General features: G+C 68.2%; 20 protein-coding genes. 16 read left to right on the forward strand and 4 right to left on the reverse strand.

What is annotated here, in order from left to right; translation table 11 throughout:
- Window positions 1–2: 2 nt before the first annotated feature.
- Entirely contained in the window at window positions 3–722 is a 720-nt protein-coding gene (locus BLW00_RS13055) for an amidohydrolase family protein (RefSeq protein WP_092554877.1), read from the forward strand.
- An 83-nt stretch (window positions 723–805) separates the two neighbouring features.
- Here the strand turns inward: BLW00_RS13055 and BLW00_RS13060 are convergent, their stop codons facing one another.
- The 4 genes from BLW00_RS13060 to BLW00_RS13075 form a co-directional block, all read right to left on the reverse strand.
- Window positions 806–2,371, reverse strand: coding sequence for a GMC family oxidoreductase (locus BLW00_RS13060; protein WP_092554879.1), 1,566 nt, complete (start codon window positions 2,369–2,371; stop codon window positions 806–808).
- Window positions 2,372–2,373: 2 nt separating this feature from the next.
- Window positions 2,374–3,108 carry a pyridoxal 4-dehydrogenase, SDR-type gene (gene pldH, locus BLW00_RS13065; RefSeq protein ID WP_092554881.1) on the reverse strand — a complete coding sequence of 245 codons (735 nt, stop codon included), beginning with the start codon at window positions 3,106–3,108 and terminating at the stop codon, window positions 2,374–2,376.
- A 44-nt stretch (window positions 3,109–3,152) separates the two neighbouring features.
- Window positions 3,153–3,911 (reverse strand): 4-pyridoxolactonase, encoded by a 759-nt coding sequence (pldA, locus tag BLW00_RS13070; protein ID WP_092554883.1) that lies wholly within the window; start codon window positions 3,909–3,911, stop codon window positions 3,153–3,155.
- 110 nt (window positions 3,912–4,021) lie between these two features.
- Window positions 4,022–4,417, reverse strand: coding sequence for a hypothetical protein (locus BLW00_RS13075; protein ID WP_092554885.1), 396 nt, complete (start codon window positions 4,415–4,417; stop codon window positions 4,022–4,024).
- A gap of 185 nt (window positions 4,418–4,602) precedes the next feature.
- Here BLW00_RS13075 and BLW00_RS13080 point away from each other — a divergent pair, with 185 nt between their 5' ends.
- The 15 genes from BLW00_RS13080 to BLW00_RS13150 all read left to right on the forward strand — a co-directional run bounded on the left by BLW00_RS13080 (window position 4,603) and on the right by BLW00_RS13150 (window position 21,229).
- Window positions 4,603–5,700 (forward strand): putative B6 ABC transporter substrate-binding protein, encoded by a 1,098-nt coding sequence (locus tag BLW00_RS13080; RefSeq protein ID WP_092554887.1) that lies wholly within the window; start codon window positions 4,603–4,605, stop codon window positions 5,698–5,700.
- 81 nt (window positions 5,701–5,781) lie between these two features.
- Window positions 5,782–7,383 carry a putative B6 ABC transporter ATP-binding protein gene (locus BLW00_RS13085; RefSeq protein ID WP_092556067.1) on the forward strand — a complete coding sequence of 534 codons (1,602 nt, stop codon included), beginning with the start codon at window positions 5,782–5,784 and terminating at the stop codon, window positions 7,381–7,383.
- Window positions 7,380–8,495, forward strand: a complete 1,116-nt coding sequence (locus BLW00_RS13090) for a putative B6 ABC transporter permease subunit 2 (RefSeq protein ID WP_092554889.1) — start codon at window positions 7,380–7,382, stop codon at window positions 8,493–8,495. The genes BLW00_RS13085 and BLW00_RS13090 overlap by 4 nt, the downstream gene beginning before the upstream one ends.
- Window positions 8,492–9,424 carry an ABC transporter permease gene (locus BLW00_RS13095; RefSeq protein WP_092554891.1) on the forward strand — a complete coding sequence of 311 codons (933 nt, stop codon included), beginning with the start codon at window positions 8,492–8,494 and terminating at the stop codon, window positions 9,422–9,424. The genes BLW00_RS13090 and BLW00_RS13095 overlap by 4 nt, the downstream gene beginning before the upstream one ends.
- A gap of 26 nt (window positions 9,425–9,450) precedes the next feature.
- The gene (locus tag BLW00_RS13100; protein WP_092554893.1) at window positions 9,451–10,611 is read left to right on the forward strand and encodes a pyridoxal-phosphate-dependent aminotransferase family protein; all 1,161 of its coding nucleotides are present in this window, start codon (window positions 9,451–9,453) and stop codon (window positions 10,609–10,611) included.
- A 52-nt stretch (window positions 10,612–10,663) separates the two neighbouring features.
- Window positions 10,664–11,485: an IclR family transcriptional regulator gene (locus tag BLW00_RS13105; RefSeq protein WP_092554895.1), complete on the forward strand. Its 822-nt coding sequence runs from the start codon at window positions 10,664–10,666 to the stop codon at window positions 11,483–11,485.
- Window positions 11,486–11,503: 18 nt separating this feature from the next.
- Window positions 11,504–13,237 carry an MOSC and FAD-binding oxidoreductase domain-containing protein gene (locus BLW00_RS13110; RefSeq protein ID WP_092554897.1) on the forward strand — a complete coding sequence of 578 codons (1,734 nt, stop codon included), beginning with the start codon at window positions 11,504–11,506 and terminating at the stop codon, window positions 13,235–13,237.
- Between the two features lie 135 nt (window positions 13,238–13,372).
- A complete protein-coding gene (locus tag BLW00_RS13115) occupies window positions 13,373–14,296 on the forward strand; it encodes an RNA polymerase sigma-70 factor (protein ID WP_092554899.1) in 924 nt (307 codons plus the stop codon).
- The gene (locus tag BLW00_RS13120; protein ID WP_092554902.1) at window positions 14,293–15,147 is read left to right on the forward strand and encodes a sigma-70 family RNA polymerase sigma factor family protein; all 855 of its coding nucleotides are present in this window, start codon (window positions 14,293–14,295) and stop codon (window positions 15,145–15,147) included. Before BLW00_RS13115 ends, BLW00_RS13120 begins: the two co-directional genes overlap by 4 nt.
- Before the next feature lie 51 nt (window positions 15,148–15,198).
- Window positions 15,199–15,609 carry a hypothetical protein gene (locus tag BLW00_RS13125; RefSeq protein WP_139256714.1) on the forward strand — a complete coding sequence of 137 codons (411 nt, stop codon included), beginning with the start codon at window positions 15,199–15,201 and terminating at the stop codon, window positions 15,607–15,609.
- Window positions 15,610–15,724: 115 nt separating this feature from the next.
- The gene (locus BLW00_RS13130) at window positions 15,725–16,753 is read left to right on the forward strand and encodes a LacI family DNA-binding transcriptional regulator (protein WP_245741575.1); all 1,029 of its coding nucleotides are present in this window, start codon (window positions 15,725–15,727) and stop codon (window positions 16,751–16,753) included.
- Window positions 16,750–17,712, forward strand: a complete 963-nt coding sequence (locus BLW00_RS13135; protein ID WP_092554906.1) for a carbohydrate ABC transporter permease — start codon at window positions 16,750–16,752, stop codon at window positions 17,710–17,712. Before BLW00_RS13130 ends, BLW00_RS13135 begins: the two co-directional genes overlap by 4 nt.
- Window positions 17,709–18,566 (forward strand): carbohydrate ABC transporter permease, encoded by an 858-nt coding sequence (locus BLW00_RS13140; RefSeq protein WP_092554908.1) that lies wholly within the window; start codon window positions 17,709–17,711, stop codon window positions 18,564–18,566. The genes BLW00_RS13135 and BLW00_RS13140 overlap by 4 nt, the downstream gene beginning before the upstream one ends.
- 79 nt (window positions 18,567–18,645) lie before the next feature.
- A complete protein-coding gene (locus BLW00_RS13145) occupies window positions 18,646–19,941 on the forward strand; it encodes an ABC transporter substrate-binding protein (protein WP_092554910.1) in 1,296 nt (431 codons plus the stop codon).
- Window positions 19,942–20,059: 118 nt separating this feature from the next.
- On the forward strand, window positions 20,060–21,229 hold the full coding sequence (locus BLW00_RS13150; RefSeq protein ID WP_092554912.1) for an ADP-ribosylglycohydrolase family protein: 1,170 nt from the start codon (window positions 20,060–20,062) through the stop codon (window positions 21,227–21,229).
- Window positions 21,230–21,234 lie beyond the last annotated feature (5 nt).

The raw sequence follows: 21,234 nt of genomic DNA on the forward strand, positions 1-21,234 counted from the left end.
TCATGCCCATCACCGACGCCCACATGCACGTGGGGGACTTCCCGACCTTCGGGGTCAGCCTCGACGAAGACGGCCTCGCGGAGTACCTGGCGAAGAACGACATCGACAGCGCGATGGTGTTCCACCAGGACAACGCGATGGTGCAGCGGGTGATCCAGGACATCCCCGGTGCCTACGGGCTGTACTGGGCGAATCCGAAGAACCCCGACGTGGTCGCGGAGCTCCGGGACTTCCTCGACGACCCGAAGTTCCGCGGCGTGAAGCTGCATCCCCTGATGGACGGCTTCCACCCCGACGACCCGCTCGTCTGGCCGATCATCGAGCTGTTGATCGAACGCGACCTGCCGGCGCTCATCCACTGCGGGCATCCGATCTTCTCGCTGCCGTGGAGCATCGAGGAGCTGATCGCGCGCTACGAAGAGGCGAAGATCATCCTCGGGCACATGGGGCACGGCAACGTGATCTACATCGACGCGTCGATCGGGGTCGCGTCGCGGCATCCGAACGTGTGGCTGGAGACGAGCGGGATGCCGATGAGCATCAAGATCCTCGAGGCCGTGCGGAAGGTGGGGGCGGACCGGGTGCTGTACGGCTCCGACGGTCCGTGGCACGAGCCCAAGGTCGAGCAGCTCAAGGTGCAGCTCGCGGGCCTGGAGCCCGCCGACCTCGCCGAGGTCATGAACGGCACGGCCCAGCGCCTCTTCCTCGGTGCCCACGCCTGACCGCCCTCTCGACCCGTCACTTCTCGTCGGAAACACGCCCTCTGAGCGACGAGAAGTGACGGGTCGATGCGGCGGGCGGGACGTCAGGCGTCGAAGTGGGCCGCGAAGGACTCGGCGATCGCGAGCACCGCGGCGTGCACGGGGCCGGCCGTGATCGACGGGATGACGGAGGCGTCGGCGACGTGGAGGTTGTCGAGACCGCGGAAGCGCAAGGCGGGCGTGACCGGCGCCGTGTCGTCGGCGCCCATGGCGAGGGTGCCGACCGGGTGGTGGTGGGTGATCGCGGCCCGGGCGATGAAGGCGTCGAGCACCGCGGCGTCATCGGCATCGGAGCCGACGCCGGCCAGCCAGCGGGCGGGGAGGATCTCCTCCTCGCGCCAGGCGGTCAGCCCCGCCGATCCGCCCACCAGGCGGGCGTGCGCGAGCGCCGCCCGGAACGTGGCGCGATCGTGCTCGGTGTCGAGGTAGTTCGGGTCGATCAGGGGCTCGTCGGCGACATCCGGGCCGGTGATGCGGAGGGAACCACGGCTGGTGGGGTTCGTGACCCCGAAGAGCAGCGTGTAGCCGTCGCCGGGTGGCACGGCCGCGGCGGCGTCGGGGAACGACTCGGAGACGCTCGGCGCCACGACGCAGCCCACCACGATGTCGGCCGCTCCGGATGTCGCGGAGAGGCTCTCGAGCGAGAGATACGTCATCGATTCCGACAGCTGCAGTCGGGTCGGCGGCACCGGCCGGCTCGAACGGTAGAGGTTGCCGGCGCCCAGCAGGTGGTCGTGCAGATTGCGGCCGAGGCCGGGAGACGACAGCACGGGGGAGACCCCCGCGGCAGTGAGCACCTCGGGGTCGCCGACGCCCGAGCGCATGAGCAGCAGCGGATCGCCGATCGAGCCACCCGCGAGGATGACGTCGCCCGCCTCGATGATCTCGTCGACCCCGTCGCGCGTGATGGCGACGCCGGTCACCCGTCCGCCGGCGATCACCAGGCGGTGCACGGTGACCCCCGTGAGCAGGGTGAGGTTCGGTCGCTCGAGCACCGGATCGAGGTAGACGTCGGAGACGGTGACCCGCTGCCCCTCGCGGATGGTGAGCGAGTTGGGGGTGGCACCGAGCATCTCGCCGCCGTTGTGATCGGGGATGCGCGGAACGCCGAGCGCCGTCCAGGCGTCGAGGTAGTCGAGCACCAGCGGGCTGGAGAGGTCGGGCCCGGGGAGCAGCACGGGGAGAGGTCCGTCACCGCCGTGCACCGCATCCGCTCCGCCGGAGAAGGTCTCGGAAGCGCGGAAGAACGGCAGCAGGCCCTCCCACGACCAGCGCGGGTCGCCGGTCGCCTCGACCCAGCGGTCGAAGTCGGCCCGGCAGCCGCGCATGTGCGCCATGGCATGCACCAGGCTCGAGCCGCCCGGGCCCTTGCCCCGCGCCCAGTCGAGGCTGCGCCCCGCGAGACCGGGCTGCGGCGTGGTGCGGTAGGCCCAGTCGTAGGAGCGGCCGTGGATGAACGGCCAGAGTTCTGGCCGGCGCATCTCGGGGTCGGTGACGCGCTCACCGGCCTCCAGCACCGTCACCCGTCGCGAGGGATCGGCGCTGAGCCGGTTCGCGAGCACGCTGCCGGCGGAGCCCGCCCCGATGATCAGGACGTCGGAGAGCGCCACGGTCAGTTGCGGGTGTGCCCGGCGTCGACCACGAGCGTCTGCCCGGTGATCCAGCCCGCCTTCTCCGAGGCGAGGAATGCGACGGCGGGGGCGACGTCTTTCGGCAGACCGCGACGGTCGAAGGCCTGCATCGGCACGACGAATTCGAACCCGGCCTGGTGGGGGCCCGCGAGCACGCCTTCACTCGCGATGATGCCGGGGGCGACCGCGTTGATCGTGATGCCGAGCCTGCCGAGCTCGCCGGCGAGAGCGCGCACGAGACCGATCGACGCACCCTTGGTGGCCACGTAGTGGGCGCAGTCGGGCGTGCCGGCCACGAAGGTGTTCGAGGCGATGTTCACGATGCGGCCGTAACCGGCCTTGCCCATCACGGGGGTGACGGCGTGGGTGACGAGGTAGAGGCCGTCGAGGTTCACCGACATGACCTTGCGCCATTCCTCGAAGGTGATGTCGGCCCACGGAGTGAGGGGAACCAGCGCGGCGTTGTTCACCAGAACGTCGATGCGCCCCAGCTCGTCGACGATCTCGCCCACCACGGCCGCGACCTGCTCGGGGCTCGACACGTCGAGCGTCTTCGCCACGCCGCCGATCCGCTCGGCGACCTTCGCCGCACCCTCGCCGTTCACGTCGGTGACGACGACTTTCAGACCCTCCTCCGCCAGCTCTTCGGCGATGGCGGCACCGATGCCCTGGGCGGCTCCGGTGACGAGGGCGACGCGCTGTTCTGTCTCAGCCATGGTTCGATTTCTTCTCTCTGATCGGGTGATGTCGTGACGGGCGGTCAATTGCCGCCGTAGTACTCCGGGGCGAGCTTCCACTCCTGGAACGACTCGAGTTCGTGCGACGGGTAGACGTCGGCGTTCTTCGTGCGCGCGAGGTAGTTGAGGCGGCGGATCGCCTCGACCGACTTGGTGGGGTCGAGGTGGAAGCCCGCGATCCACTCCTTCTCGAGGGTGGTGCGGGTGTATCCGGCGTCGCCGCAGAAGAGCATGCTCTTCTCGTTCTCCAGCTCCACCAGCAGCGAGTAGTGGCCGATGGTGTGGCCCGGCGTCTCGAACAGCCAGACACCCGGCGCCACTTCGTAGTCGCCGGAGATGGGCTTGTAGGTCACGCCCGGGTGGTCGAAGGTGAGGTCGGAGTAGCCGAGGCGCTCGAAGGGCTCCGGCACTTTCGCGTGCCGCAACTCCTCCTTGTGCACGAGGGTGGTGGCCTTGGTGAGGTGCTTGTTGCCGCCCACGTGATCGAAGTGGAAGTGCGAGTTCACCACGATGTCGACGTCGTCGGGCGTGAAACCGCAGCGGGCGAGCTGGGCCGGGATGGTCTGCTCCGCGGTCTGCTCGGGCAGCTCGAAGGGCAGCACCTTGTTGACGTGGTCGAGGTCGAAGCCGGTGTCGTAGAGGATCAGGGCGTCGGGATGCTCGATCAGCACGCTGTACACCGGGAACCGCACCGGGTTGCCCGCGTTGATGTGCCAGTGCACGTCGGATTCGTCGATGACGAGCGTTCCGCCATCGAGCAGGTAGACCTTGGGGTCCGTCATCGTGGCCTCATTCCATGGTTTCTCATATGGCGCCAATTAACGATCACGTTATGAGAAGCAATTTCTCACTGTCAAGAGGCTCGCCCGGAGTTTACCCATCGGTAACACGCTCAGCCGGCCGTGACCGCGGGGAAGTCGGGGAAGGTCGGTGCGAAGTCGTAGTGCGCCCACCGGTAGCAGTGGTCGAGCTGCGGGTCTTTCGCGAAGTCGCCGATGCAGGTCGCGTCTTGATAGCGGTCGCCGCTGTCGTCGGTGTAGTGCACGCGGCACAGCACCTTCCACACGGTGTCGGCGACCGACGGATCGTCGACCAGGTGGTCGGAGGGCAGCCAGCACTCCGTGGACGTGATGGCGTCGGCGGGCACGTTCGAGGTGGGGCCGGCCACCGCCGCGAGGGTGGTGAGGGCGGCGGCATCCTTCTGCGAGAGGGGAGCGGCCCCCGCGCATCCGCTGAGCGCGACGGCCAGGGTGAGAGCGACGAGAGGGAAATATGCGCGTCGGGGCATTGGGGTCTCCTTTTCCCTCATCGTCGGGGGCCCGTGTTTCCGGAGTGTAAAACCTGCAGATTCGTCGTTGACGCTGCCTTCGTTCTTCTCATACTGTATCGCTACCCCCGCACATTGTGAGAAGAACGTACCGAATTGATAACAACGAAGTTCGGGGGCCCTTACTCGAGAGGAAATCTTCGGCAATGTTCACATTCAGCAGCCGCGGCAACCAGCGCCGCGTTATCACCCGGGTCGCCGTGCTGGCGACCACGGGCGCTCTAGCAGTCAGTCTCGCAGCGTGCTCCGGCGGTCGCGGCGGAGACGAATCCACCGGTGGCGCGACCACGTCGGCCGGAACCACCGTCAGCAAGTTCGCTCTCGTCGCACCCGAGAACGAGTCGGACTTCGGCTGGAACCAGGCCGGTCTCTTGGGCGCCGACCAGGCGGCCACCGAGCTCGGCATCGAGGTCACCCTCGTTCCGGATGCCGGCTGGGACAACACCGAGACCGTGCTCGGCCAGGTCGCCGACGGCGGGGCGCAGTTCATCATCGCTCACGCATCGGGCTACGGCGTGGCCGCCACCAGCGTGGCCGACGCGAAGAACGTGCCCATCCTCATCCAGGACGCCGGAGAGAACATCCCCGGCAAGATCGCGGTCACCAAGACCCAGGCGCAGGAGGGCGGCTACCTCGCCGGCATCGCCGCGGCGATGACGACGAAGAGCAAGACGATCGGCATCGTGGTGTCGGCCGACGACCTCAACTGGTTCAAGATGTCGGCCGGATTCGCGGAGGGCGTCTACAGCGTCGACCCGTCGATCACCGTGCTCTACACCTCGGTCGGCCCGGCTGCCTACGCGGATGCCGCGGGCGGCAAGACCGCGACCGAGCAGCTCATCGCCTCGGGCGCCGACGTCATCTTCGGCATGGGCGACGGTGCCACGCACGGCTACCTGCAGGCCGTCGAGGCCGCACCCGGTGTGAAGTACATCGCCGACATCGGCGACGTCACCTCGGGCCTAAGCGACCCGAGCGTGCTTCTCACCTCGGTGCTCTGGAACTACGGCCCCACCTATGTGCAGGCGATCAAGGACGTCGAAGCAGGCACCTTCGGTGAGGCGGGCTACGAGCTGACCACGGAGAACGGCGGGCTCTCGTTGCAGGAGACCGACCAGTTGACCCCGGAGATGCAGACCGCGATCGACACCGCCAAGGCAGGCATCGCCGACGGATCGATCGTGCCCACCCCGGCCACGACGCCCGACGAGGTCGCCAAGGTCATCGCCGCCAAGGGCGCCTGACCCCACTCGATCAGACAGGACTCGGTGCCGGGCGATCCGGTTCGGCACCGAGTCCGATCCACTCACGCCGAGGAGCCCTTCTTGACACCATCGACCGCGCCGGACGTGATCTCGCTCCGCGACATCACCAAGGCCTTTCCCGGGGTCGTCGCCAACGATCACATCTCGCTCGACATCGTGAGCGGCCAGGTGCACTGCCTGCTCGGCGAGAACGGCGCGGGCAAGTCGACCCTGATCAGCATCCTCGCCGGCATGCAGCAGCCCGACGCCGGCACGATCTCGATCAACGGCGTGCCCGCCGCGATCACCTCGCCGAAAGCCGCGGTCGACTACGGCATCGGCGTGGTGCACCAGCACTCCACGCTGGTGCCCGCGTTCACCGTGCTCGAGAACCTCATGCTCGGCGAGACCGGCCTGATGATGCAGAAGAAGCGCGCGGCGGAACGGCTCGACGAGCTCTCCGAGCTGCTCGGCGCCCAGATCGATCCGCATGCCCTCGCCGCCGACCTCGGTCTCGGTCAGCAGCAACAGGTCGAGATCGCGAAGGCGATCTGGAAGGGCAGCCGGTTGCTCGTGCTCGACGAGCCGACCTCGATGCTCACACCGCAAGCCATCGAGAACCTCTCGGAGAGCGTCGCCCGCGTCAAGGCGCAGGGGCTCGCCGTGGTGTTCATCACCCACAAGCTGCGCGAGGCCTACGCCATGGGCGACTGCGTCACCGTGCTCCGCGGCGGCCGCAACGTGGGCCACATCTCGGTGGAGGAGCTCGCGACCTACAGCGAACAGCAGGCGCAGGACGCCATCCTCCGGGCGATGTTCGGCGACGACCTGAAGACGGTCGGCGCCGAGGATGCGGCCGAACTCGCCGGCGCGACCGAGTCGACGCGGGAGATCCGCAGCATCGACCTGGCCACCCGCCCGGTGCGCCTGGAACTGCTCGGCGTCTCCAGCCACGGGCACGGCCGCGACGTGGAGGTCGACGACGTCGCCCTCCAGGTGCACGAGGGCGAGATCCTGGGGGTGGCCGGCATCGACGGGCACGGCCAGGGGGCGCTCGCCGAGGTCGTCGCCGGCCAGCGGTCGGCGTCATCCGGAACCGTGCGCTTCGACGGCAAAGACGTGACGAGACTCGGCGTGCGGGGCCGCCAGCAGCTCGGCTTGCGCTACGTGACCGACGACCGGCTGCACGAAGGAACGGTCGGGTCGATGTCGGTCGCCCTCAACCTCGTGATCAAACGGATCGGCCAGCGACCGTTCTGGCGGTTCGGCCAGATCCAGAACAAGGCCGTCGACCAGGAGGCCGCTCGGCTGATCGCGGAGTACGACATCCGTACCCCCTCGCCCGCCACGCGTGCCGGCACGCTCTCCGGCGGCAACATCCAGAAGATCCTGCTCGCCCGCGAACTCACGCACGGCGCGCGACTCGTGGTGGTGAACAAGCCCACCTACGGGCTCGACCTGAAGACCGTGCAGCTCGTGCGGGAGATCCTCATCGACTTCGCCTCGAACGGCGGATCGGTGCTGCTGCTGTCGACCGATCTCGACGAACTCGTCGAGCTCTCGCACCGCATCGAGGTCATCTCGCGCGGCCGGATCGTGGGCAGCGTGACGAACGACGGGCCGGGAACGGCGGAGAAGGTGGGCCACTACATGACCGGTGCGATCGAGGGTGTGCAGGCATGATCACCGAGCACAGCAGGGCACGCAACATCGTCGACGGCCTGGTGCGGTCGATCCTGCCGGTCATCCTGGCGCTCATCGTCGCCGGATTCATCATGCTCGCCATGGGCAGCAATCCGCTCGACTTCTTCGCCGGCGTCTGGACCTACGGCATCACCGGCGGCAACTGGCAGCGCAGTCTCGTGCTCATGGCGCCGCTCGTGATCGTTGCGGTCGGTCTCATCGTCGCCTTCCGCGGGCAGCTCTGGAACCTCGGCTACAACGGGCAATACCTGCTCGGCGCGGTGGTGGCCTCCGGGGTCGGCCCGTACCTGTTCGCGGCTCTGCCGGCCTGGCTCGCCACGCTCATCATCTTCGTGGGCGCCATCCTCGTCGGGGCGGTGTGGTCGCTCATCCCGGCCATTCTCAAGGCCCGCTACGGCACGAACGAGATCATCACCTCGCTGGTGATGTCGTTCATCGCGGTGGGCATCGTGAACCTCCTCATCAAGGGGCCGTTCAAAGACCCGAACACGCCGATGCCGCAGACGGCGGTGATCCCCGACGACCAGCTGCTGCCCTACATCCCGGGCACCGAGATCCACGTCGGATTCGTGATCGCCATCGTGCTCGCGCTGGTGGCCCAGTTCGTGCTCAGCCGCACCTCGTTCGGCCTGCGCATGGACATCTTCGGCGCCAGCCCGAAGGCGGCCCGACACGTGGGCATCAACTCCACCTGGATGGTCATCCTGCTCTTTGCGCTTTCGAGCGGGCTGATCGCGTTCGCCGGATCGATCGACGTGCTGGGGCAGTACACCTATCAGCGGGCGAACTGGGATCCGCACTACGGCGACGCCGTGATGCCCTTCGTCTTCCTGGCGCGGCTCAGTCCGCTCGCCGCCATCCCGCTCGTCGCGTTCTACGCCATCCTCGCCACGGGAGGCACGCTGGCCGCGCAGCAGGCGGGGCTGAACGTCGACTTCCTGCTGGTGATCGTGGGCCTCATCCTCATCTTCATGACCATCACCGAGTACGTGGGCGAACGCCGGCGGCTCGGTCAGAGTTATCTGCCGCCGGGATTGCGGCGCACCCTGGTGCGGCCTTTCGACGGAATGCGCGGAAGGAAGTCCTCATGAGCGTTCTCTCTGCCGCCTTCGTCACCGTCTTCATCGCCACGGTCATCGCCCAGGCCATGCCGCTCCTGCTCGCCTCGGTGGGAGAGACCATCGGCGAACAGGCCGGAGTGCTCAACCTCGGTATCGAGGGCGTGATGCTCATCGGTGCGTTCTCGGGCTTCGTGGTGACCCTCGCCACCGGCAACTTCTGGCTCGGGATGCTCGCCGGAGCCGTCGGCGGGGTGATCGCCAATCTGGCGATGCTGGTGCTGAACGTCTGGCTCGGGCTCAACCAGATCGTCATCGGTCTCGCCATCACGCTCATCGGCGAGGGCCTCACGAGCGTGCTCTACCTGCAGAACTACTCCAAATCGAGCACCAGTCTCGGCACGGCGCCGGAGCTGCACATCCCGTTCCTGGCCGACATCCCCGTGGTGGGGCCGGCGATCTTCCAGCAGTCGGGCATCTTCTGGGTCTCGCTCCTCCTGGCGATCGCGGTGGGGTTCTTCCTCGCCAAGACCAACTGGGGGCTCTCGATCCGCTCGGCCGGGCAGAAGCCGTCGTCGCTGGATGCCGCGGGCGGCAGCGTGGTGAAGATCCGGTCGCAGGCCGTCATCCTCGGCGGCGCGTTCGTGGGCTTCGGCGGCGCCTACCTCGCCGAACTCACCACGGCGACCTTCACCCCGTTCATCACGAACGGCCTGGGCTTCATCGCGATCGTCATCACGATGCTCTCGCGTGGCCGGATCGTGTTCGTGGTGATCACCTCGTTCGTCTACGGCCTCGCCGTGGCGATCGGCCCGGCGCTGCAGGTGCTCGGCTTCGCGGTGCCGGCCGACGTCATCAAGATGCTGCCGTTCATCGTGGTCATCCTGACGCTCATCATCTTCGCGCGCAGCTCGGTGGTTCCACCGGCTCTCGGCGCTCCGTACACCCGAGGCGCGCGCTGACGCGGGCCCGAACAGAAAGGCACTCCATGGCACACCCCGACTTCACGCTCTCGGCCGGGCCGGTCACCGTCACCGCCCGCACGCTCGCGGGCCTCGGCTCGCCGATCCTCTACCACTACGACCCCGAATTCCTCGCGACGTTCCGGCGCACGCAGGGCAAGGTGGGGCAGATGTTCCAGACCGACAACGACATCATCCTCATGCAGGGTGAGGCCATCGTCGGTCTCGAGGGCGCCTTGCGCTCGCTGATCACGCCCGGGATGCACGTGCTGAACCTCGTGCAGGGCGTGTTCGGCAAGGGCACCGGCTACTGGATCGCCGACTTCGGCGCCGTGCTGCACGAGATCGAGGTCGGCTACGACGACGCGGTCTCGCCGGCACAGGTCGAGGAGTACCTCGACGCGCATCCGGAGATCCAGATGGTGTGCCTGGTGGCCTCCGAGACCCCGTCGGGCACGGTGACGGATGTCGCGGCGATCGGCCCGATGTGCCGGGACCGCGGCATCCTGACCTACATCGACACTGTCTCGGGCGTGCTCGGCATGCCCTGGAAGACCGACGAGTGGGGCCTGGACCTCTGCGTCGCCGGCGCTCAGAAATGCCTCGGGGGCCCTCCTGGCGTGGCGCTCATCTCGGTGAGCCAGAAGGCGTGGGACGTGATGTACGCGAACCCGGCCGCCCCGCGTGACTCCTATCTCTCGCTGATCGACTGGAAGGAGAAGTGGCTCGGTGAGGGCCGCTTTCCGTACACGCCGTCGGTGAGCGACATGAACGGGCTCGAAGCGGCGCTCGACCAGGCGCTGGAGGAGGGGATCGACGCGGTCGTCGCGCGTCACGAGGCCGCCGCCGCCGTGACCCGCGCCGGCGCCCGAGCCATGGGTCTCGAGCTCTGGGCGAAGAGCGAGGAGATCGCGTCGGCCTGCGTCACCTCCATCCGCCTGCCCGACGACATCGACAACGCCGTGGTGCGCGACCACGCCCGCGAGGTCTACGGGGTGATGCTCTCGCACGGGCAGGGTGCCGGCAACCTCGTGCGGCTCTCGCACATGGGCCCGACAGCCGGTGGCCTCCACTCGGTGGTGGGCCTCGCCGCGCTCGGCCGCACCCTCGCCGATCTGGGCATGTCCGTCGACATCGGAGCGGGACTGGAGGCGGCGCTCGCGCTGCTCAGTACCCAGCGGCGGTGACGTCTCCCGTAACGTTTCCGCGGTGCACGATTAGGATCGACAGGTGGTTCAGATGAGCACACGACAGCCGACAGAGGGCCGGGAGACCGGCTCCGCCGAAGACGGAGACGCAGTGACCGCGCAGCCGCAGCGCACCAAAGGCGTGGACAGCGCGCGCCGGGCGCTCCAGATCCTGCTCCAATTCAACGAGACCACGCCGGAACTGACGGTCGAGAACCTCATCGAGGATCACGACATCTCGGTGCCGAGCGCCTACCGCTACATCTCGCTGTTACGGGAGATGGACCTGATCGAAGAGCGGGAGAAGGGGCGGTTCGTGCTCTCCCCGCAGGTGCTGCGGCTGGCGCGCGCGGCGGAGGCGTCGTTCGACTACCGGGCGCAGGCGCAGCCCATCCTCAACCGCCTGGCGGAAGTGACGGGGGAGACCGCGCTCTATCTGCGCCGGGTCAACGACTCGGCCGTGTGTCTGGCGATCGCCGAGTCGGATCATCCGATCTCCATCTCGTTCCAGCCGGGCAACCTGATGCCGCTGCACAGCGGTGCGGCGGCGAAGCTGCTGCTCAGCGACCTCTCGCCGGCGAAGCTCGCCCAGTACTTCCAGCGGGTCGGGCCGACGATGACGAAGGCGGCGCGCGCGACCCTCGAGACCGATCTCGACGCCATCCGCACGACGGGCTACGCCGAGAGCGCGGGCGAGGTCGATCAGGGTGTGTGGGCGAGCGCTGCGGGCATCCACGTGCGCGGCCGGCTCGTCGGAGCTGTAACGGTGGTGGCGCCCGCCTACCGTCTGTCGGAGGAGCACCGCGACACGATCGCCGACGCGGTGCGCTCGGGTGCGCGCGACCTGGAGGCTGCGCTGGCCGCACGGGGCTGACACGCCTAGAGTGCTGGCATGAGCACGCTGCTCTCGCTGAACGTCGGGCTGCCCCAGGATGTGCCGTGGCAGGGCGAGACGGTGCACACGGGCATCGACAAGGCTCCGGTCGACGGTGCGCGGATGGTGCGCCGCCTCAACGTCGACGGCGACGGGCAGGGCGACCTGGCGGGGCATGGTGGCGAGCAGCGCGCCGTGTTCGTCTACCAGAAGCAGTCGTACGAGCACTGGGCGGAGTTCCTCGGGCGCGACGATCTCACCCCGGGTGCCTTCGGCGAGAACTTCACCGTCGATGGGATGCCCGACGACGAGGTGTGCATCGGTGACCGCTATCGCATCGGCGACGCCGAGTTCGAAGTCACCCAGCCCCGCGTCACCTGCTTCCGGGTGGGCCTGCGGCTGAACGACACGCGGATGCCTGCGCTGCTCGTCGGTCATCGCCGGCCGGGCTTCTATTTCCGCGTCATCACCGAGGGCGAGGTGCGTGCCGGCGACACCATCGTGAAGACGCGCACCGGCCCGCACGGATTGACGGTGGCGCAGACGGACGCCCTGCTCTATCTGCCCGACCGCTCCGAAGACGACCTCCGTAAGGCGGTCGACATCCCGGCACTCAGCCCGGGGTGGCAGCAGTCGTTCCACGACCTGCTGGGCACCGACCTCGCCACTGCCACCGTGATCGGTCCGGCCGTGGGCGCGAAGCCGGGGTGGAAGGGATTCCGGCCGATGACCGTGAGTCGGACCGTGGCCGAGACTCCGGTGACGACATCCGTGTACCTGACGGCCGACGGGGGAGCCGCGGTCACAGCCCCGCTGCCGGGACAGTACCTCACGCTCCGGGTCTCGCTGCCCGACGGCAGCACCGCCGTGCGCAGCTACTCGATCTCGGGCATGCCCGACCCGGCGACCTACCGGATCACTGTCAAGCGCGAAGACCACGGGCAGATCAGTCGCTACCTCCACGACCGGTTGACCGTCGGGGCGTCCCTGGACGTCGCCGCCCCGCGCGGTGAGTTCGTGCTGCGCGATGGCGCGGAACCGGTTCTCCTCGTCTCGGCGGGAGTGGGCGTCACGCCCGTTATCGCCATGCTCCGAGGGCTGGCCGAGGCCGGGAGCGCGCGGGAGATCTGGTGGATCCAGGCGGACAGATCGCCCGACGATCTGGTGTTCGCTCACGAAGCCGCCGGCTACCTGAAGCGTTTGCCGAACGAGCGAGCCGTGACGTTCTACACGCGGTCTCCGCTGCGCCTGGCGGGCAGCGTCGCGGGCCGGCCGACGGAGCAGCGGTTGCGCGAGCTCGGCGTGCCGGTCGGGGCGGACGCCTACGTCTGCGGCCCGGCCGGCTTCATCGCCGCCATGACGACCGCCCTGGGTGACCTGGGGCTCGACCCCGGCCGCATCCACTCGGAACTGTTCACGACGCTCGCGCCTTTCGAACCGGGGGTCGTCGCGCACGACCGGGTGCCTCCGCATCAGCCGGCCGGCGATCCCGGAACCGGGCCCGCGATCACCTTCGCCCGCAGCGGCCTGACCGTGCGCTGGCGGAACACCGACACCTCGTTGCTCGGGCTCGCGGAGGCCAGCGACGTGCCCACGAGGTTCTCCTGTCGCAGCGGCGTCTGCCACACCTGCGTCACCCCGCTCATCGCCGGCGACGTGCGCTACGACCCCGATCCGCTCGAGCTTCCGCCAGAGGGACAGGTGCTCGTGTGCTGCGCCCAGCCCACCGCCGACCTCGTGCTCGACGCCTGACCCCCACGGAGCGAACCTCGTGACGGCTCTTTCGGCAATCCGCGAAAACTCGTCACAGATCCGGAGGCTGTCCGGTCTCCCTTGATGGAGACCCGAATCCACCGCACCGATGTCAGCACCAGGAGGCAACGCCCCATGACCGAATCGCCGTCAGAACCGGGGCCCGCGATCGACGCGAGCGGCGACGGACTCGACGACGCCGCGGCCGTGTTCGCCGAGGTGCGCGGCAGGCTTTTCGGCATCGCCTACCGGATGCTCGGCAGCTCCGCCGACGCCGAAGACATCGTGCAGGATGTCTGGCTGCGCTGGCAGGGCTACGACCGCAGCACCGTGCTCGAGCCGGCCGCCTTCCTCGCCACCGCCACGACGCGACTCTCGATCAACATGCTGCAGTCGGCCCGGATGCGGCGCGAGACCTACATCGGACCCTGGCTGCCCGAGCCGATCAACACCCGAGACGACCCGGAACTCGGCGCCGAACGTGGAGAGGCACTGGAGTTCGCGATGCTGCTGCTTCTCGAGAAGCTCACCCCGACCGAGCGCGCGGCCTACATCCTGCGCGAGGCCTTCGACTACCCCTACGACCAGATCGCGCAGATCGTGCAGCTTAAGGAGCCCGCGACGCGGCAGCTGGTCAGTCGCGCCCGTAAGCGACTCGCCTCCGAGCGCCGCACGACCGTGGCGGCGACCGAACAGCAGCGCCTGCTCGTGGCCTTTCTGCAGGCCGCCCAGACGGGCGACGTCACGGCCCTCGAAGAACTCTTCGCAGCCGACGTGGTGAGCTACACCGACGGCAACGGGGCGAAGCTCGCCGCGCGCATCCCGGTTCTCGGCCGCAGCCGGGTGGCCAAGTTCATCGCCGCGTTCTCCAGCCATTTCTGGACCGGCACGAGCATCGAATGGGTCGAGCTCAATGGCCGGCCCGGGGTCGCGATGGTGCAGAACGGCGTCGTCACCACCTCGCTGACCGTCACGATCGGAGACGACGGGATCGAGCAGCTCCTGTGGACGATGAATCCCGAGAAGCTCGGCCGCGTGCTGCCCGCAGCCGGCCTGTGACGACCAGCACCGACGACCTGTTCAGCGAACGTGAGCGGCTCGTCGACATCGCCCGGCGGATACTGGCGTCTGCAGCCGAGGCCGAGCGCGCCGTCGACCTCACCTTCGCGCGCTGGCTCGAACTGTCGCCGGAGGAGCGCGCGTCGACCGGATCGCGGCGTGACCGGCTGACCGAGATTCTCGCCCGCATCTGCCTCGAGCTGCTCGGGCACACGCCGGGGCCGTTGCCGGTTTCGTCGCCCCCGGCGTCGTCGGCCTCGACCGAACCGGCCGACCGCGTCACCCTCGACGACTCGATGTACATGTTGCTGCTCGTCGTTCTCGACTCCCTCCGCCCCGAGGAGCGGGTCGCGTTCATCCTCCACGACGTGTTCGGTGTGGCGTACCGGGGGATCGCCGACGTGGTGGGCCGGTCTGCGGATGACGCACGAGAGCTCGCCCGATCCGCCCGCCGGCAGATCCACCAGCAGCGCCTGCGGGAGTCGCCGCCCGATCGCCACCGAGCCGTCGTGCTCGAGTTGCTGCGCGCCGTGGAGCAGAGGGACGCGACCGCGGTGTGCGGTCTGCTGCACGACGACGTGATCGCCCTCGTCGACACGGGCGGCACGGCGGATGTCGCACCCGCGCCTGTCGGCGGAGCCGAGAAGGTGGTGCGCCTGCTGATCGCGCTGTCGGGACTCACGCCGCCCGTGACCGTGACGGCTCAGCCGGTCAACGGCCGTCTCGGCCTCGTGGCGCGGCGGGATTCGCGCGTGGTCGGTGTGGTGAGCCTGAGTGTGTCGGGCGGTGCGATCCGGGACATCTGGATCGTGACGGCGCCCGACAAACTCCGTCGCTGGAACGACTCCTGACCCGACGGAAAGGTGACCGACGAGTGTCGACGTGCTCGCTAGACTGCACTCGTGCCCGATCCCGCAGCCGCGCCGTCGCCGCCCGCTGATCGCGCGGATCGACGGCCTGCGCGCTCGGTGCCGGTGAACACCGCGGGCTGGAGCAAGGCGGCGAATCGCTCTCTCCTGTTCGCCTGGTTGATCCCCGCGGCGAATCTCGTCGTCAACTTCGTCGAGGCGTATCTGTTGCGAGGCAACACCTCTCCCGTGCTCACCGTGATCGGCATGATCGTGCACCTCCTGGTCATCGGCGCACTCTGCGTCGAAGCGATCCGGTTCGGCCGCGAAGGGCTGCGGCAGACCGCCGATGACGCGATGAGCGGGCGTGGCCGGGCGAAGGCGGGCATCGGTCTCAGCATCGCCTTCGTGAGCCTCACGGTGGGCCTCACCGTGGTCGATCTCGTCCTCATCGCTCAGCGCTAGCGCCCACCGGCGAGTTGCGCGAGGGGCGGCGACGGGTTAGCGTGTCATCTGTAAACGTTTACGAGAACGTTTACAGACGCCCCGACGGGCGCCTTCCGATGACGTGAGGATTGCCGTGCCCCCGACGAAGAAGTCCACGCTGGTGCTGGTCGCCGAGCGCGCAGGCGTCTCCATCGCCTCCGTCTCTCGCGTGATGAACGGACTGCCCGCCTCGCAGCAGGTGATCGAACGCGTGCGACAGGCAGCCGACGAACTCGGCTATGTTCCGGATGCCACCGCTCGCTCGCTCAAGGCGGGCAAGACCGACCAGATCGCTCTGGCCGTCGCCGACGTCGGAAACCCGGTCTACGCCGGCATGATGCACGAGATCTCCCGGGTGGTCACGAAAGCCGGCTACCGCCTCGTGCTCTCGTCCACCGGGATCGACCCGCACGTCCAGATCGACCTGCTCTCGAGCCTCAACCGCGGATTCGCCGACGGCCTCATCCTGAGCCCCCTCCGCTTCACCGAGGAACTCTGCGTTCAGCTGCGTGCCAGCCGCCTGCCGATCGTCATCATCGGCTCGCTGCCCGCCGGCATCGAACTCGACAACGTGCGCGCCGACTCGGGGCGCGGCATCGCCCTGGCCGTCGACCACCTGGTCGAGCAGGGCCGTCAGCGCATCGCCTTCATCAACGGCCCGGTCGACACGGCGCCGGGCGCGGCTCGCCTCAACGGCTACCTGCGCGCCCTCACCGAGCAGGGCCGTCCGCTGAACGCCGACGCCCAGGTCAATGCGAGCGACTTCACCTACCGTGCCGGCCTGAAGGCCGCCAACGCCCTGCTCGACCAGACCACTCCGGACGCCATCGTCTGCGCCAACGACCTGCTGGCCGTCGCGGCGATGAAGGTCATCTTCAAGCGCGGACTGCGGGTTCCCGACGACATCGCCATCGTGGGCATGGACGACACCGACATCGCCGACCTCGCCCAGCCTGCCATCACGAGCGTCGACCTGCGCTCCACCAAGCGAGCGCGCATGGCGGCGAAACTGCTGCTGCGCCGCCTCGAGAACCCGCAAGCCCCCGTTGAGCAGGTGGTCATCGAGCCGAAGCTGGTCGTGCGCGCTTCGTCGGTGAGTGGATGCGCGGAGGCCGAGCTATGACGTCCACCGCCCACGCCGTCAGCATTCCCACCACGCCGAAAACAGAAAAACAGGGCAAGCGCGGCAAGCGGCCCAAAGTCGGCGGCATCCACCGCGGGGGCCGCGACGCCTGGTTGCTCGTTCTGCCCGCCCTGATCCCCGTGGTGCTGTTCAGCGTCTACCCGCTCGCTCAGGGCATCCTGCTCGGGTTCACGGATGCGAAAGCCGGCCTCAACCAGGCCGTTACCTACAACGGCCTCGACAACTACACGCAGCTGCTCGGTAACGAGCTGTTCTGGAACTCGTTCCGCATCGGGTTGATCTGGGCGTTCGGCGTGACGATCCTGCAGTTCTTCTGCGCTCTCGGCCTGGCCCTGCTGCTGAACCTCGACCTCAAGCTGCGCTGGCTCGCCCGCACCCTCGCACTCGTGCCGTGGGCGATGCCGCCCGTGATCATCGCCATCATGTGGCGCCTGATGCTCAACCCGACCTACGGCCCGATCAACGGCTTCCTCCGCTCCATCGGCCTACCGGGAGACATCAACTGGCTCGGCGACTTCTCCACCGCGCTCCCGGCCGTCATCGTCGTGGGCGTCTGGGCCGGGATGCCGCAGACCACCGTCACGCTGCTCGCGGGCCTGCAGAACGTGTCGGCCGAGTTGCACGAAGCGGCCGCGATCGACGGGGCGAGCACGTTCCGGCGGTTCTGGCACATCACGCTGCCGGCGCTCCGCCCCGTGATCGTGGCGATCACGACGCTCGACCTGATCTGGAACTTCAACTCCTTCGCCCTGGTCTACGTGCTCACCGCCGGCGGACCGGGTGGCCAGACCATGCTGCCCATGCTCTTCGCCTACAACGAGGCCTTCCGCTACGGCAACTTCGGCTACGCGGCGGCGATGGGCAACGTGATGGTGATCATCATCGCGGCGTTCCTGTTCTTCTATCTGCGCAGCCAGGCAAGGAGCCGCCTCTCATGACGACCGCAACGCTCGCGGGCACCCGCTCCCGCCGCATCACGAGGCCGCTGCAGTACGTCGCGCTGTTGGCTTACATCATCTTCCTCGGCTTCCCGCTGCTGTTCCTCCTGATCACGGCCTTCAAGACGCCCCAGGAGTTGCAGTCGCCCACCCCGGCCTTCTTGCCGCAGCAGTTCAACGTGGACAACTTCACCGCCGCGATCGAAAAGGCGAACCTGTTCCAGGCGGCGGGCAACAGCCTGTTCGTGGCCGTGCTGACCACGGTCATCGTGACGGTCATCTCGCTGCCGGCGGCCTACGCCCTGGCCCGGTTCCGCACGAGGCTGCGGGGCATCGCAACCGGCTGGATCCTGCTCAGCCAGGTGTTCCCGTTCATCCTCATCATCATCCCGCTCTTCCTCGTACTGAAGCAGATCGGACTCATCAACAACCTGTTCGGCCTGGTGCTGGTCTACACAGTGTGGTCGCTACCCTTCGCGCTCTGGATGCTGCAGGGCTACGTGGTCGGCGTGCCCGCCGAACTCGAGGAGGCCGGCGCGATGGATGGCGCGAGCCGCTTCCGGGTGCTGCGCACGATCGTGCTGCCGCTGCTCGCGCCCGGACTGGTGGCCACGAGCCTGTTCACCTTCATCTCGTCGTGGAACGAGTTCTTCTTCGCCCTGGTGCTCATCCAGGATCCGAGGCTGCAGACCCTGCCGCTCACCCTCGCTCGCTTCGTCGGCGCCGAGGGCCAGGTGCAGCTCGGTCAGCTGGCCGCGGCGTCTCTGCTCGCGACCATTCCCAGCCTGGTCTTCTTCGCCCTCATCCAGCGCCGACTCACGTCAGGCCTGATGAGCGGCGCGGTCAAGGGCTGACCCGCGACAAATCAGTCATCACCGACCAATCACCATCACTGAGAACACAAACACTGTGATCACGACAAAGGAGAGAACCATGAGAAGAAAGGCGCTGCTCGGCATCGGAGCCCTCGCTGTCGCCGGTCTGCTGGGCGGATGCGCGTTCGGCGGCGGAGGCACCGCCGCGACGAGCACCCCCGACGGGCCCGTCACGCTGACCTTCCAGAGCCTGGCCTACCAGGACTCCACGGTGGCCGCGACCCAGAAGATCGTCGACGACTGGAACGCCGACAACCCCGACATCCAGATCGACCTGGTGCAGGGCAGCTGGGACAACGTGCACGACCAGCTCGTGACGCAATTCCAGGGCGACACGGCGCCCGACATCATCCACGACGAGTCGAGCGACATCATGGGCTTCGCGAACCAGGGCTACCTGGCCGACATCAGTCCCTACCTCAGCGACGACGTGAAGAACGCCGTCTCCGACGAGGTGTGGGAGACCGTCACCACCTCCGACGGCGCGATCGTGGCGGCGCCGACGCTGCTGCAGAGCTACGTCGTGTTCGCTAACACGGATGCCTTCTCGGCGGCCGGCGTGACGGTGCCCGACGGCGACTCGCTCACCTGGGACGACCTGCAGGCCGATGCCAAGCAGCTCACCTCGAACGGCAACTTCGGGGTCGGTTGGGGCCTCAAGCAGCCCACCGCGGCCGTGATGAACACGGCGCTCGGCTTCGGCGGCACTTTCTTCGACGTCGCCGACGACGGATCGGCCACGATCGACGTCGGTGAGGGCGAGCTCGCCGTGCCGGAGAAGATCCACGCCATGGTCTACGACGACGCGTCGCTCGACCCGGTCAGCCTGACCCAGTCGGGTTCGGATGTGCTCCCCGGCTTCCTCGGTGGCAAATACGCCATGTACATCGGCGGCAACTACCTCGCCCAGCAGATCACAGAGTCGGCCCCGGCCGGATTCAACTGGACCGTTCTGCCGCCCCTCGCGGGCAGCGACGGAGCGGCGCAGGCCGCGAACCCTCAGACCATGTCGGTTTCGGCGCAGAGCAAATACCCTGAGCAGGCAGCGAAGTTCATCGACTACTTCATGAACCCCGAGAACCAGGCCGCACTGGCCCAGGGCGACTGGTTGATCCCGGCCTCCTCGGATGCCCGCGACGTGGTGGCCGAGCAGACGGCTGACGTGCCGGTCTGGGCTCGCATCCTGAAGTCGGGGGAAAACCTCTCGGGCGCTCCGTTTCAGAAGGCGACGAACTACCCGCAGTGGAAAGACCAGTACGCCACTCCGGGGCTGCAGCAGTACTTCTCGAACTCGATCGGTCTCGACGATCTGAAGAAGCAGCTCACCGACGGCTGGAACTCGATCGGCGGCTGACCGGGTGCCGCGGGTCGCCGCGCTCCCGAGTGGGGGCGGCGGCCCCCGGCCCCGGCTCCGGCCCGATCAACTCGCTACTCGCAACTCACAATTCACGATTCACAAAGGAGAAACTCACATGGACCTGCTCGAGGACAAGGCAACGGGCGCGCTCGCTGGGGCGGCCGTGGGCGACTCCCTCGGCGGCGCGGCCGAAGGCAACACGCCGGAGGCAATCCAAGAGCGCTACTCGGGGTTCATCGAGGGCATCGTGCCTCCGTTCTTCGACGACTGGCGGAACGCCCGGCCGATCTCGCCCTTTCACAAGGGCGACGGGCACATCACGGATGACACCCTGATGACGAACGCGCTCGTGGAGGTCTACGACGGCCTGCGCGACCACCTCGACGCCTACGCGATCGCCGAGCGCCTAGTGCCGCTGCTGATCGGGGAGCGTCGCTGGATTCCCGAGCTCGAGACCGAGGCGATCCTCTTGCAGCGCCTGTTCTTGGCCGAGAAGTGGCTGGTGGCGCGCCTGCATTATGGGCACGTCGACCCGCGCGAGGCTGGCGTCGGCAACATCGTGAACTGCGGTGCCACCATGTACATGGCGCCCGTCGGCATCGCCAACGCCGGCTCGCCGCTCGCCGCCTACGCCGAGGCGATCGACGTGGCCGGCGCCCACCAGTCGAGCTACGGGCGCGAGGCCGCGGGAGTCTACGCGGCCTGCGTGGCCGAGGCGATGCGGCCGGGGGCGTCCGTGGCATCCGTGGTCGAGGTGGCGCTGTCGTTGGCGAAAGACGGCACGCGCGACGCGATCGACGCGGTCGTGAACGCTGCCTCGGCGCTCGCGGGAACGAGCGATTGGCGAGGATCGCTGGCCGGCATCCGTGCCGCCGTCGAGCCCTTCGATACCGTCGGGCCGAACTATCGTGCCCCTGCTCGCGACGCCCGCATCCCGAGCCGCACCAAGTCGATCGAGGAGTTGCCGGTGGCGCTCGGTATGCTGGTGCTCGCCGGAGGCGACTACTCCGAGACCGTGCTGGGCTCGGTGAACTACGGTCGCGACTCCGATTCGATCGCCGTGATGGGCGGATCGATCGCCGGTGCCCTGGGCGGCCGGGCCGCGGTTCCCGACGCCTGGGTCGAGCAGATCGGCGCGTCCAGCAGGCTCGACCTCGACGCGACCGGTCCGGTCATGGCGTCGGTGGCTCGCGAGGTCTGGGCGAAGGACCGCGCTCGGTTCGAGCAGCGGGCGCACGCGTTCGACGAACTCGTCGGGGCCGGCGTCGGCGTCGGCGCAGAGTGATGGGC

The sequence above is a fragment of the Herbiconiux ginsengi genome (assembly GCF_900107435.1).
Taxonomy (GTDB): Bacteria; Actinomycetota; Actinomycetes; order Actinomycetales; family Microbacteriaceae; genus Herbiconiux; species Herbiconiux ginsengi.

Coding starts and splice junctions, on each gene's coding strand:
- BLW00_RS13055 (WP_092554877.1), top strand. CDS start 3: ATGCCCATCACCGACGCCCACATGCACGTGGGGGACTTCCCGACCTTC.
- BLW00_RS13115 (WP_092554899.1), top strand. CDS start 13,373: ATGACCGAATCGCCGTCAGAACCGGGGCCCGCGATCGACGCGAGCGGC.
- pldH (WP_092554881.1), bottom strand. CDS start 3,108: ATGGCTGAGACAGAACAGCGCGTCGCCCTCGTCACCGGAGCCGCCCAG.
- BLW00_RS13135 (WP_092554906.1), top strand. CDS start 16,750: ATGACGTCCACCGCCCACGCCGTCAGCATTCCCACCACGCCGAAAACA.
- BLW00_RS13080 (WP_092554887.1), top strand. CDS start 4,603: ATGTTCACATTCAGCAGCCGCGGCAACCAGCGCCGCGTTATCACCCGG.
- BLW00_RS13105 (WP_092554895.1), top strand. CDS start 10,664: ATGAGCACACGACAGCCGACAGAGGGCCGGGAGACCGGCTCCGCCGAA.
- BLW00_RS13110 (WP_092554897.1), top strand. CDS start 11,504: ATGAGCACGCTGCTCTCGCTGAACGTCGGGCTGCCCCAGGATGTGCCG.
- BLW00_RS13095 (WP_092554891.1), top strand. CDS start 8,492: ATGAGCGTTCTCTCTGCCGCCTTCGTCACCGTCTTCATCGCCACGGTC.
- BLW00_RS13090 (WP_092554889.1), top strand. CDS start 7,380: ATGATCACCGAGCACAGCAGGGCACGCAACATCGTCGACGGCCTGGTG.
- BLW00_RS13140 (WP_092554908.1), top strand. CDS start 17,709: ATGACGACCGCAACGCTCGCGGGCACCCGCTCCCGCCGCATCACGAGG.
- BLW00_RS13075 (WP_092554885.1), bottom strand. CDS start 4,417: ATGCCCCGACGCGCATATTTCCCTCTCGTCGCTCTCACCCTGGCCGTC.
- BLW00_RS13145 (WP_092554910.1), top strand. CDS start 18,646: ATGAGAAGAAAGGCGCTGCTCGGCATCGGAGCCCTCGCTGTCGCCGGT.
- BLW00_RS13100 (WP_092554893.1), top strand. CDS start 9,451: ATGGCACACCCCGACTTCACGCTCTCGGCCGGGCCGGTCACCGTCACC.
- BLW00_RS13150 (WP_092554912.1), top strand. CDS start 20,060: ATGGACCTGCTCGAGGACAAGGCAACGGGCGCGCTCGCTGGGGCGGCC.
- pldA (WP_092554883.1), bottom strand. CDS start 3,911: ATGACGGACCCCAAGGTCTACCTGCTCGATGGCGGAACGCTCGTCATC.